General features: G+C 45.2%; 15 protein-coding genes. 9 read left to right on the top strand and 6 right to left on the bottom strand.

Translation table 11 applies throughout. The annotated features are described in order from the left end of the window. Window positions 1-29: 29 nt before the first annotated feature. Complete coding sequence (locus tag B6A14_RS06605) at window positions 30-887, bottom strand: LOG family protein (protein ID WP_087909708.1); 858 nt, start codon at window positions 885-887, stop codon at window positions 30-32. A 197-nt stretch (window positions 888-1,084) separates the two neighbouring features. Here B6A14_RS06605 and B6A14_RS06600 point away from each other — a divergent pair, with 197 nt between their 5' ends. Next, a complete protein-coding gene (locus B6A14_RS06600; RefSeq protein ID WP_087909707.1) occupies window positions 1,085-1,309 on the top strand; it encodes a hypothetical protein in 225 nt (74 codons plus the stop codon). An 80-nt stretch (window positions 1,310-1,389) separates the two neighbouring features. Here B6A14_RS06600 and B6A14_RS06595 read toward each other — a convergent pair whose 3' ends face one another. Beyond that, the gene (locus B6A14_RS06595; protein ID WP_087909706.1) at window positions 1,390-2,805 is read right to left on the bottom strand and encodes an MBL fold metallo-hydrolase RNA specificity domain-containing protein; all 1,416 of its coding nucleotides are present in this window, start codon (window positions 2,803-2,805) and stop codon (window positions 1,390-1,392) included. 62 nt (window positions 2,806-2,867) lie between these two features. Between B6A14_RS06595 and B6A14_RS06590 the strand changes: the two genes are divergently transcribed. After that, the gene (locus B6A14_RS06590; protein ID WP_087909705.1) at window positions 2,868-3,752 is read left to right on the top strand and encodes an NAD(P)H-hydrate dehydratase; all 885 of its coding nucleotides are present in this window, start codon (window positions 2,868-2,870) and stop codon (window positions 3,750-3,752) included. 6 nt (window positions 3,753-3,758) lie between these two features. Beyond that, window positions 3,759-4,736, top strand: a complete 978-nt coding sequence (locus B6A14_RS06585; protein WP_087909704.1) for a DMT family transporter — start codon at window positions 3,759-3,761, stop codon at window positions 4,734-4,736. An 18-nt stretch (window positions 4,737-4,754) separates the two neighbouring features. On the opposite strand, the gene B6A14_RS06580 is transcribed toward B6A14_RS06585, so the two are convergent. Further along, window positions 4,755-5,006, bottom strand: coding sequence for a protein tyrosine phosphatase (locus B6A14_RS06580; protein WP_087909703.1), 252 nt, complete (start codon window positions 5,004-5,006; stop codon window positions 4,755-4,757). 81 nt (window positions 5,007-5,087) lie between these two features. Here B6A14_RS06580 and B6A14_RS06575 point away from each other — a divergent pair, with 81 nt between their 5' ends. Beyond that, entirely contained in the window at window positions 5,088-5,717 is a 630-nt protein-coding gene (locus tag B6A14_RS06575; RefSeq protein WP_087909702.1) for an FABP family protein, read from the top strand. Window positions 5,718-5,765: 48 nt separating this feature from the next. Here B6A14_RS06575 and B6A14_RS06570 read toward each other — a convergent pair whose 3' ends face one another. Both B6A14_RS06570 and B6A14_RS06565 read right to left on the bottom strand, forming a co-directional pair. Continuing rightward, window positions 5,766-6,914, bottom strand: a complete 1,149-nt coding sequence (locus B6A14_RS06570; RefSeq protein WP_087909701.1) for an aminotransferase class V-fold PLP-dependent enzyme — start codon at window positions 6,912-6,914, stop codon at window positions 5,766-5,768. 114 nt (window positions 6,915-7,028) lie between these two features. Next, the gene (locus B6A14_RS06565) at window positions 7,029-7,940 is read right to left on the bottom strand and encodes a DMT family transporter (RefSeq protein WP_087909700.1); all 912 of its coding nucleotides are present in this window, start codon (window positions 7,938-7,940) and stop codon (window positions 7,029-7,031) included. A gap of 139 nt (window positions 7,941-8,079) precedes the next feature. Here B6A14_RS06565 and B6A14_RS06560 point away from each other — a divergent pair, with 139 nt between their 5' ends. From B6A14_RS06560 to B6A14_RS10260, 4 genes are all read left to right on the top strand, one after another. Further along, window positions 8,080-9,225, top strand: coding sequence for an alpha-hydroxy acid oxidase (locus tag B6A14_RS06560; RefSeq protein WP_087909699.1), 1,146 nt, complete (start codon window positions 8,080-8,082; stop codon window positions 9,223-9,225). Beyond that, complete coding sequence (locus B6A14_RS06555; protein ID WP_201721511.1) at window positions 9,226-10,026, top strand: bestrophin-like domain; 801 nt, start codon at window positions 9,226-9,228, stop codon at window positions 10,024-10,026. It begins immediately after the preceding gene. A 23-nt stretch (window positions 10,027-10,049) separates the two neighbouring features. Further along, on the top strand, window positions 10,050-10,238 hold the full coding sequence (locus B6A14_RS06550; RefSeq protein WP_087909697.1) for a hypothetical protein: 189 nt from the start codon (window positions 10,050-10,052) through the stop codon (window positions 10,236-10,238). Between the two features lie 156 nt (window positions 10,239-10,394). After that, window positions 10,395-10,571: a hypothetical protein gene (locus B6A14_RS10260; RefSeq protein ID WP_161484699.1), complete on the top strand. Its 177-nt coding sequence runs from the start codon at window positions 10,395-10,397 to the stop codon at window positions 10,569-10,571. Window positions 10,572-10,616: 45 nt separating this feature from the next. On the opposite strand, the gene B6A14_RS06545 is transcribed toward B6A14_RS10260, so the two are convergent. After that, window positions 10,617-11,717 carry an alkene reductase gene (locus tag B6A14_RS06545; protein ID WP_087909696.1) on the bottom strand — a complete coding sequence of 367 codons (1,101 nt, stop codon included), beginning with the start codon at window positions 11,715-11,717 and terminating at the stop codon, window positions 10,617-10,619. Between the two features lie 141 nt (window positions 11,718-11,858). On the opposite strand from B6A14_RS06545, the gene B6A14_RS06540 reads away from it, so the two are divergent. After that, on the top strand, window positions 11,859-12,026 hold the full coding sequence (locus B6A14_RS06540) for a rubredoxin (RefSeq protein WP_087909695.1): 168 nt from the start codon (window positions 11,859-11,861) through the stop codon (window positions 12,024-12,026). Window positions 12,027-12,067 lie beyond the last annotated feature (41 nt).

Here is a 12,067-nt window from a genome sequence, read left to right as displayed (position 1 = left end):
AGGCGAAGTGATTGACTGGTTAGGCTCTATCAACTTAATTGATAGTGATTTCTGATAATTGCCCAGGCCTCTTCTGCCGTCTCAGCAAAGTGGATCACTTTCATGTCGCCCTCATCAATTACGCCAAACTCAATCATCTCTTTAAAATGGACCATCTGACTCCAAAACTCTTTACCTATCAGAATGACTGGAAAGCGCGTTACCTTTTTAGTCTGCATTAAGGTGAGTACCTCAAAGAGCTCATCAAAGGAGCCAAATCCGCCTGGGAATGCAACGATTGCTCTTGCCCGCAGCATGAAGTGCATCTTACGCAAAGCAAAATAGTGGAAACGAAAACTTAAACCTGGACTGATATATGGATTAGGGTGCTGCTCTCGTGGCAAGCTAATGTTAAAGCCAATGGTTTTATCCCCTGCCTCAAATGCGCCGCGATTAGCAGCCTCCATAATTCCGGGTCCGCCACCAGTACAAATATGTAATTTATTAGAGTCCTCAGTCTGGACGTTGTTGTACTGGGCAACCATGGCACCAAACTCACGAGCAGATTCATAATAGCGAGAATGCAGTAAGGCTTTATTTGCTTTAGCTTTCTCATCAGCAGTCTGAGCGCTCTTTTCCATTTCCAAGGCTTTTTCATGGCTAACAAAACGCGTTGAGCCAAAGACTGTGATGGTGTGATCAATGCCGTGCTCGCTGAGTAAAATTTCTGGCTTCAATAACTCCAATTCAAAACGAATTCCAATCGTTTCTCTGCGCGCTAAAAATGCTTCGTCATCAAATGCAAACTTATAAGACTCTTCCGAACTCTCTTCCGAGATTTGATGTGGCTCTAGACTTAAAAAATCCGTAATGGTCTGGGCGTTATTAATGGGGAGCTTTGAACTCATATGCTTACCTTAGGTATCAGTGTCATGCCCATCTTACCCCTTACATTTATGGCAATAAGACCCAATCACCCTGCCCAAAACTTAGTATTAATACCTAATAAAGCCCGCTGAAGAGGCTCTTAGGGCTAGTTGGGATTTACCCCGGCTTCAACAAGGGTTAATATTGGGCTAATTTCAACCAAACTGAAGGAAAAGCAATGAGCAACCGTGCAATCATCATCATGGTACTGGTATTAATTAGTGCCACAGCCTATTTACTCATCAAAGGCGACGGCGACATTGATATGGGCGGCGAAAAGCATGGCGCAGAAGCAGCTCACATGGAGGACGCTAAGAAAGCAGCCGCTCCAGCAGCTCCAGCAGCCGCTCCAGCAGCTCCAGCAGCCGCTCCAGCAGCTCCAGCAGCAGATGCTAAGAAGTAATTTTTTCTTCAGCCAAATCAAACCGCGGTCCGCCGCGGTTTTTTTATGCCAATCAATATAAGCAGGATCTGATCATTAGCCTAACAAGAGTAGGTATGTAGGCGTTCGGGGATGATGACGTTTTTCCAGCCCAATTCATCTCGGATACATTCAGCAAATACCGAGGAAGACTCGGGCTCACCATGAACTACAAAGACTGATTTAGGCGGAACCTCAAATCCCTTCAGCCAATCTAGCAAGCCAGCCTGATCCGCATGGGCAGATAATCCTCCGATGGTGTGGATAGATGCCTTCACGAGCACCTCCTCACCAAATAAGCGTACCTTCTTAGCTTTATCCACCAGGCGTCTACCTAGACTTCCATACGCTTGAAATCCCGTAATGATGATGGCGTTTTGCTCGCGCGGTAGATTACTAGCCAAATGATGAACAATGCGTCCAGCATCGCACATGCCACTTGCCGAGATAATGATAGCGCCGCCTTTGATTTTATTAAGCGCCTTAGATTCCTCAACATCAGCGATAAATCGTAAATCGACAGATTCTGGATTGGCCTTGAACCATTCAAATGTTGCCTGAGACTGACTATCTAACTGTGAAAAGAAATGCTGAGTCAAATGAGTGGCAGCAGTTGCCATAGGTGAATCTACCCAAATACTTAAATGTGGCAGGAGCCCTCTTCTCACAAGATCAATCAAGAGGAATAAAATTTCTTGTGTACGGCCAACCGCGAAGGCAGGCATTACAATATTGCCGTGTGCAGTCATTGTGGATGAAATGACCTGCACTAATTCATCTTCAGTATCTTGCAAGCTACGGTGCTGTCGATCCCCATAAGTTGACTCAACAAGTAGCACATCAGCATTTGTAATAACGTCGGGGTCAGGCATCAGAACTTTGCCCTTCATACCAATGTCTCCCGAAAAAACACAGCGTTTTTTCTGGGCATGATCTTCAGCGATATCTATGATGGCTATTGCTGACCCCAGAATATGCCCTGCATTGCGAAACTCTAATTGAATACCTGGGATTGCCTCAACTACTTGCCCATATTCCAAAACTGTAAATTGCGATAAAGCGAGATCTACCTCTTCACGAGAATATAAGGCTATGGGCATTTCCCCGCGCCACTTTCCAGCCTTCTGCTTGCGCTCTGCTCTCTCAACATCAGCACGCTGTAAATACGCGCTATCCGGTAGCAAAATTTTTAACAACTCAAAAGTGGCGGTAGTGCAATAAATAGGGCCGCTAAATCCCTGGGCGCACAAACGGGGCAATAAGCCACTGTGATCAATGTGTGCATGCGTCAGCACTATAAAATCAAGATCTTTGGGTGAGAATGGTAAGGGCTCTATATTTTTATTCGTAGCCTCTCGCCCACCTTGAAACATTCCATAGTCAACCATAAAGCGCCTCTGCCTTTTGGCAAGAGTGATCTCTACAGAATGACGTGAACCAGTAACCTCACCAGCAGCACCAAGAAATTGGATCTTCATACTTTCAGCATACTCTCTCTTACAATGAGTTCAAACACCCCAATCAGGGCGACACTACTAATATGACCTCACCACCCTCAAAACTGGACACTTTTGCATTAGCCAAGCTCTTAAAACGCGGTACTAGTGAACATAAAGGCAATGCAGGTAAAGCTCTTTTAATAGGCGGTGCTCCAGGGATGGCAGGTGCCCTTTTACTTGCTGGCAATGCCTGCCTGTATCTAGGTGCGGGCTGGACGATTCTAGAAATGTTAGATCCTGCATCCGCAAAAGCGTGCCCAGAGTCTCCTGAACTAATGATTCGATTAGCAAGTGCACAGATTGATGAGGTCTTAGAAATTACTAAGCCTGATGTCATCGCCATTGGCCCAGGACTTGGTAAGTCTGCTCTTGCCTCTATATTACTCATGGGAGTACTTCAATACCCAAGTATCCCTTTAGTAATTGATGCAGATGCACTCAATCTGATTTCAGAATCAAAAGATCTTTTATCGGCATTACAAAATCGTAATCAACAATTTCCCGATCAAGTTGTGCTGACGCCGCATCCAGGCGAAGCAGCTAAACTACTCGGTATTGCCACAGAGAATGTTCAATCTGATCGCTTAGCCACTTTAGAAAAGTTAATTACACTGACGCAGTGTATTGTTGTCCTCAAGGGTCAGCACACTTTATTTGGCTCGCCCAAACACCCTGCCCTCCAGTGCCAAGAAGGCAATCCAGGCATGGGCACTGGAGGTATGGGAGACGTTCTCACGGGAAGTATTGCCGCGATCGCAGCCCAGGGGGTTCGCCACCAACTCAACTTATGGGAATCTACGGGTATTGCCATACAACTGCATGCAACAGCAGCTGACAGTCTAGTTCGTCAAGGTGTTGGCCCAATTGGTTTAACCCCCTCAGAAACCATCTTGGAGATGAGAAGCTTATTAAATAAGCTGCTATAAAGTCTTATGCAATCAGCAAGCGCAGCATATCACCATCGTCGCTACCTCTATGGCATCTTGATGGCTGGAGTTGGCTCAATGCTCTTCTCTGGAAAAGCTGTTCTCATCAAACTTGCTTTTGGCTATGGCGCTAATTCAGAAACGCTTTTAGCCTTACGAATGCTGATGGCACTCCCCATGTTCTGGATAATCTATTGGTGGGAGTCTCGCAGAAAAGTAATGAGCCCCCTGATATGGCTCGATCGATTGAAGTTAGTTTTCTTAGGCTTTTTAGGTTACTTTCTGTCGAGTTACTTAGACTTTCTTGGACTGCAATATATCTCTGTTGGTCTTGAGAGAATTGTGCTGTACCTCACACCAACGATCGTGCTTCTCATATCGTATTTTGTCTTGCATAAAACGATCTCTCGATTGCAGTGGTATGCGCTAGTAGTAGGTTACCTTGGTGTGTTCATTGTCTTTATTCAGGATGCAAGTTCTACCGGCATGAGCGCATGGCTCGGCATGATCTTAGTATTCGGGAGCGCCTGCTCCTATGCAACCTATATGATTGGCTCAGGTGAAATGGTTCAGCGTATTGGCAGCGTGCGCTTAGTAGTCTATGCGAGTACCGCTTCTGCATTTTTTAGCTTAATACAGTCATCGTTTTACAACCCAAGCGCGATTTTCGAGCAAACCCAAGAAATTTATTGGTTAAGCCTGTTCAATGCCGGTCTGTGTACTGTGATCCCGATGTTACTGATTATGGTGGCTATAAACCGTATTGGCTCACCGCTAGTAGCGCAAGCCGGAATATTAGGTCCAGTATCAACTATCTTTATGGGTTATTTTATTTTGTCAGAACCCATCACCTGGATTCAGATTAGCGGAATGACTTTAGTAATTGCGGCAATGTGGTTGTTGGTTCGCAAAGATAGTCCAAGAAAAAAGTCACCGAACTCTAGTGAACTCGATGACCTTGATAAAACAGAGCCCCTAAATTGATGAAGGGGTAAATGATTGCTAAGTGGCTGTGTCTGTAGCAGACTTCGATTTCTTCTTTGACTTCTTCTTTGGTTTTTTCTCGGCTTTCTTTTCTTTCTTGGCTTTTTTCTGAGCTTTTTTCTCGGTAGCCTTATTTGCCGGAGCTTCTGTTGGAGCAGTTGCGGGTGTCGCTCCAGGGGCTGGATCAGCAGCCATCACCGAAATCGGAGAAATGCTAATAGCTACAGAAATAAGAGTGGCCAGACACAAGCGGACAATACGAGCAATCATGGAATTCTCCAAGATGGTTTATGGATAATTTGATAATACTCAAAAATTTACTCTAAATGCTTCATTTTGAAAGGGTCTGTAATGCATGATTTTCCAAAGGATATCTTCACCGAACCACAGGGATACTCCATCAATACCCTAGAAAACCTGGGACCCTTTACTGGTATGGCAGGCATATGGGAAGGTGTGCGAGGAACGGACCTCAAACCCAAAGCAGGTGGTCCAAAAGAACAAGCTTACGTTGAGCATATTGAACTCCAGCCCATTGACCCCCAAACCAATGGTCCACAATTATTTTATGGTTTGCGATATCACACTCACATCACAAAGCCCGATCAAGTCAAAACCTACCATGACCAGGTCGGCTATTGGCTCTGGGAGCCAGCAACCGACAGCATCATTCATACGCTCACGATTCCTCGGGGTATGACAACAATGGCTTGCGGCAAGGCAAGGTCTAGCGATAAACAATTTGAGCTACATGCCAAAGAAGGTGACCCATGTGCGGGAATTTCTTCTAGCCCCTTTTTAGACTACGCTTTTAAAACAGTAGAGTTTCATATTCAAGTAAAAATTAATGCGGATGGGACTTGGTCGTATGAGCAAGACACAGTCTTAAAAATCAAAGATCAAGAAAAACTGTTCCATCACATTGATAAGAACACACTTTATAAGATTGGCGAAGCCACTCCCAATCCACTGGCAAGGTAAAAAGAAAAAGGCCATCATCAGATGGCCTTAATTGAACGCGGAAAGCTACTACGCAGGCTGAGCTTCTGCCTCGGTAATCTTCTCCAAGGCTGCTGAGAGATGGCCAAGCGTACGATCTACGTGGGCTAACTTCTCCAAGCCAAATAAGCCGATACGGAATGTACGGAAGTCTGGTCTTTCGTCGCACTGCAAAGGAACGCCTGCAGCAGTTTGTAAACCCAATGCAATAAATTTCTTACCAGATTGAATATCTGGGTCCTTGGTATAGCTCACCACTACGCCAGGAGCTTGAAATCCTTTAGCAGAAACAGAGTGATAGCCTTTAGATACCAATAAATCTCGCACTTTAGTGCCCAACTCTACTTGCTTTGCCTTTAAGGCTGCAAAGCCTAGTGACTGAGTTTCTTTCATGACATTGCGTAAGATCTTGAGCGCATCGGTAGGCATTGTCGTGTGATACACATGGCCACCCTTTTCATAGGCTTCCATAATCTGCATCCACTTTTTGAGATCCATCGAGAAGCTAGTGCTTTGAGTAGCATCAATACGCTCGCGCGCTCTATCACCAAGTGCGATCAGTGCGCAGCATGGGGAGCTGCTCCAGCCTTTTTGCGGTGCTGTAATCACCACATCTACATTACAGGCCTTCATATCTACCCACATTGCACCTGAAGCGATGCAATCTAATACAAACAAGCCATTTACAGAGCGAACGGCTTCACCAACTGCCTTGAGATAGTCATCCGGCAGGATGATGCCTGCTGAGGTTTCTACGTGAGGCGCAAAAACTACTGCTGGTTTTTCTTTCTTAATGAAAGCCACTACCTCTTCAATCGGTGCTGGTGCAAATACACCCTGAGTAGATGCTTCCAACTGACGACCTTTGATAACGGTAACGTCATTCGTAATATTGGCTAGGTCAAAAATTTGTGTCCAACGGTAGCTAAACCAGCCATTACGTAGAACCAAACACTTTTGGTTGTTGGCAAATTGACGGGCTACAGCCTCCATGCCAAATGTACCGCTACCAGGAACGATTACAGCAGAGCTCGCGTTATAAGCATCTTTGAGCACGCCTGAAATATCAACCATCACCCGCTTGAACTCTTCAGACATGTGATTTAAGGAGCGGTCGGTATAAACGACTGAGAACTCTAATAAACCATCTGGATCAACGTTGGGGAGTAAACCTGGCATAGTAATTTCCTAGGAATTGTGTAATTAGCCCTAAATGATACTGATTTAGAGGCCTTTTTGGGCAATCCTCAAAAAACCGCATTAGGAAGGCCTTTTTTGAGCATTTGCCGCTTTTTACTGCTGCTTTTTTCTCGAAGAAATGACAATCCCAATCACGATCAAGGCAAATGCCAGACCATGAGAGAGCCTCGGTGGTTCACCCAGCATAGCGGTAGATAGGATTGCCGTGAATAAAGGAATGAAGTTGGCAAAGAAAGCGGCAACCGTAGGCCCTGCCCCATTCACACCCAATCCCCAACAACGATAAGCAATCAGTGAAGGGCCAACTGCGACAAAGAGAATCAATGATGCTGTCCAAAGATTGAGCTCTAAATATGCCTGACCAGCGGCAATCTCAAAAACGTCAAAGAATCCAGTCCACAATAAGCCCACAAAAACCTGCGCCATTAAAAATTCAGCCCAAGGCCATTGGCGCTCAGTGCTCACACCAGGTCGACTTAACATCCAACTATAAAAAGCCCAGGTAATCGTCGCCAACATGATTAATAAGTCGCCAAGCACCATCTCCATTGAAAGCAAAGTCGACAAATCACCTCTCGTTAATACAATTGCCACACCAAATAGCGAGACAACTGCACCAACTAACTGTAATAGTCCAGGTTTGGTTTGATAAAAAAAGGCGCCAATCAGCAACATCCAGATGGGCATGCTGGCGCCAATTAAGGTGACATTGATGGCTGTTGAAGTTTTTAGCGCTAGATATAAAAGCACGTTGTAACTTCCAACACCAAATAAGCCCAACAAGACAAAGCGCTTCTTGTTTTGCCATAAAGCACTACTAGGTGAAAACACTCTCCAGCCCAATGGCAGCAACAGTAATGCCGCTAAACCCCAACGCACTAAGCTGAGGGTAATAGGTGAAACAGCGGCACTAGCTACCAAAACACGCCCAGCGATCGCATTACCAGCCCATAAAGCAGTGGCAATCAGTAAATAAGAGATGGTTGCGAGATTCAGTTGAGGCATGAAGGAGGTGGTGGTTAGGGATTTAGGGTCCCAATCGAGGGATACCATAGCATTGTAGAAACAAATCCTTGGTATTGCTAAGATAGAGCTTAATTAGATAAATGTCTCATATAAAAGGCATTCAACCGAAGGATACATTGTGGCAATCATTACCAATATCGAAGACTTGCGGATACTCCACAAAAAACGCACCCCCAAGATGTTCTATGACTATGCAGATTCAGGATCTTGGACGGAATCTACCTATCGTGCCAATGAATCTGATTTTCAGAAGATCAAGTTGCGTCAGCGCGTTGCCGTTGATATGACTAACCGCACAACCAAAACAACCATGGTCGGTCAAGAAGTCACGATGCCAGTAGCGCTTGCGCCAACTGGACTTACGGGGATGCAGCATGCTGATGGTGAAATTTTGGCCGCTAAAGCTGCAGAAAAATTTGGCGTTCCTTTTTGTTTATCCACGATGAGCATCTGCTCTATTGAAGATGTGGCAGAACGTACAACTAAACCATTTTGGTTTCAGCTCTATGTAATGAAAGATCGCGGTTTTATTGAGCGCTTAATTGAGCGTGCAAAAGCTGCGAAGTGCTCAGCCCTAGTTCTGACTCTCGACCTCCAAATTTTGGGTCAGCGTCATAAAGATCTCAAGAACGGCCTCTCGGCCCCTCCTAAGCTTACGATCACCAATATGATCAATATGGCCACTAAACCACGCTGGTGTCTTGGAATGGCGATGACACCACGTAGAACTTTCCGCAACATTGTGGGGCACGCAACCGGCGTAGGAAATATGTCCTCCCTTTCTTCCTGGACTGCAGAACAATTTGATCCAGGATTAAGCTGGAGTGATGTGGAGTGGATTAAAAAACTATGGGGCGGAAAACTCATTATCAAGGGTATCTTGGATGAGGACGATGCGCGCATGGCTGCAAACTCTGGGGCTGATGCCCTAATTGTTTCCAATCACGGTGGCCGTCAATTGGATGGCGCTGTCTCTAGTATTCAAGCTCTTCCGGGAATAGTGGAAGCTGTTGGTAAAGATATTGAAGTATGGATGGATGGCGGTATTCGATCTGGCCAAGATGTTCTAAAGGCATGGGCTTTAGGTGCTCGCGGCACTATGATTGGTCGCCCATTTTTGTATGGCTTAGGCGCCATGGGTGAAGCTGGCGTTACCAAGTGCCTTGAAATTATTAAGAATGAATTAGATATCACTATGGCATTTACCGGCCATCGTGATATCCAGAATGTCACTAAAGATATTTTGTATCCAGGAACTTTTTAAATTAGCTCCATACTCAATAACCCTCTACTTGTTTTCGGAATTGCATTCCTAGTATTTGCATTTTGCGTTTGGTTTGGCAACGTAGTCCTCAGTCGCTATCGGACCAAAGATACTGAAACCTCTGAAGATCTGGGCATCATCCAAACAGCCACATTAACTTTGTTGGCACTTTTGATTGGCTTTACCTTTTCCATGGCAATTGATCGTCATGACCTACGGGAGACTCTGGAGGAAGGTGAAGCAAATGCGATTGGCACAGAATATTTGCGGGCAGACCTACTTCCCCCTAAAGCAAGCCAGGTTACTAAAGATTTACTCATGCAATACTTAGATCAACGTATTCTGTTCTATTCAAAACAAGAGCGCGAAAAAATCAAGGTCATCCGTCTAAAGACGGATCAACTACAGAATGATCTATGGAATGAGATTTTACCGACTGCTCGCAGCAACCAAACTGCAACGATTGCACTGGTGGTCTCGGGCATGAATGATGTTCTCAATTCACAAGGATATGTGCAAGCTGCGTGGTGGAATCGCATTCCTAGTACCGCCTGGATACTCATGGCGGCCATCGCCGTCTGTGCCAACTTATTGGTTGGATTTGGAGCGCGTAACTTTCAGAAGAATATTGCCCTCTTTATGATTTTCCCTTTTGTTGTTGCTGTCTCGTTTTTCTTGATTGCAGACATTGATAGTCCTCGAGGTGGCGTTATTCGGATTGAGCCACGAAACTTGATTACACTGAAGAAGGCATTAAGCATGCAGACTAAGACTGAAACCCCCTCCCCAGCCAGCAATTAAGCATCACCACAAAGGCGGTACATATGAAACGTGTAGTTGATGTCTTTAAGAACCGTGGTCGTGAGCTTGTCTGGACCTATGTGATCGACTTACAAAACGATGATCAATTTCATCCCGGCCAGCTCGACTTTGAAACTGAAGCTCTCAGACTATCTCAGGTCGATAAAAGAGGTGCTGCCAACGAACTCAGCGCTAAAGTTAGGCTAAATTAGTGGCGAGCTGCTCCACATTAAACCTACTTAAAACCACAGACTTTTTAGCTGCCATAAATAGCTTGACGACTTTATGGCAACATTACATCTTCAAGAACGATTCACTTCCTTGTATGTTAAAGAAAGTTAAAGCGAATACTTAAGGGTTAATAGAATATGAAGCCGCTCTCAAAAAAAGCGAAGATGGCCGTCGGCTGGACAATTTTAATGACTGTTATAGGCACAGCAATGCTGCATCAATGGCAGTTCTTTGCCATGGGCTGCGCATCCATTGCTTTATTGCTAGTTGCCAATCACTATGATCTGCTAAAAGATCCTGAAGACAAAAAATAAACCCCGCTACTAAAAGCAGGGTTTATTGCGTCAAATCGAATTGACTTAAAGCGCTGGGTAATCGGTATACCCAGCTTCTTGACCGCCATAGAAAGTTGCGCGGTTATATGGATTCAGGGGAGCATTCAATTTGAAGCGCTCTACTAAATCAGGATTAGCGATATAAATCCGGCCATAGGCAACCGCATCAGCCAAGCCCTCCTCAAGCACTTTTTCACCAAGAGCCTGATCGTAACCGCCCGCAGTAATAAATTTACCTTCATAAATTGCGCGGAAGAGCTCTGATGTGACTGGTGCCTCATCATTCATCTTATCTCCACCGCCAGCTCCAGTTGCTCTTGGCTCGATCATATGTACATAAGCCAAGTTGTAGCTATTTAATTTTTTGATTGCCGCAGTAAACAGGGCAATCGGATCACTATCAGCAATATCATTAAAGCTGCCGTAAGGGGAGAGACGAACACCTACGCGATCGCTCGAGAATACCTTGCTGACAGTCTCTATCACCTCGCCCAAAAGGCGCAGGCGATTTTCTACGGAGCCGCCATATTGATCAGTACGTTGGTTAGTCTTGTCTTGCAAGAATTGATCTAATAAATAACCGTTAGCAGAGTGGATTTCAATACCATCAAAACCGGCTGCTTTAGCATTTTGTGCAGCAGCCTCAAACTCTTTGAGCAAGCGAGCAATATCCTCATGACTCATTGCCTTGGGAGTCTCATAGTCATGTAGCTTCCAATCAGCGCCATAAGTTTGTCCTGCAGCAGCAATCGCAGAAGGTGCTTCCGGAACACCTTGCTCTGGGTGTAATGAAGAATGAGAAATACGACCCACATGCCATAGTTGCGCAACAATCACCCCACCCTTAGCATGAACCGCTTCAACGATCTCTTTCCAGGCAGCAGTTTGCGCTGGAGAATAAATACCCGGTGTTGCTGGATATCCCATGCCTAGCTGAGAAATTTGCGTTGCCTCGGTAATAATTAAGCCAGCACTCGCACGTTGGGCGTAATAGGTCTTTGCCAAAGGATTTGGAACATCGCCAGCGACTGCGCGCATCCGCGTTAATGGTGCCATTACGAGACGATTTTTTAACTGAATTGCACCAAGAGCAATCGGGGTGAACATGATTTCTTTACCTGACATCTGAATCCTTTTGCGAATAAGTATGAGATCGGTCACTCTAACAAGAATTGATGATTTTTGCTGAATTTGGCTAAATCAACCATCTCAAGAAAAAAATTCAGATTAAATTTAAAATTGAGGCCTGATATTAAGGAAATCAATATGAAAACTTGGCAATGTATCGTGTGTGGCTTTATTTATGATGAGGCTCAAGGCTTACCAAGCGAGGGTATTGCGCCCGGCACCGCTTGGGCTGACGTCCCTGATAGCTGGGAGTGTCCAGATTGCGGCGTATCAAAGTCTGACTTTGAGATGGTTCAAGTAGGCTAAGATCAGTTGATACTGCACTTCTGACTCATCCTTTATCCGCC

Origin of the sequence: Polynucleobacter hirudinilacicola (genome assembly GCF_002192535.1) — a bacterium.
Classification (GTDB): domain Bacteria; phylum Pseudomonadota; class Gammaproteobacteria; order Burkholderiales; family Burkholderiaceae; genus Polynucleobacter; species Polynucleobacter hirudinilacicola.
Note: the sequence above shows the minus strand (reverse complement) of the source record. Positions and strands in the feature narration are given on the sequence as shown.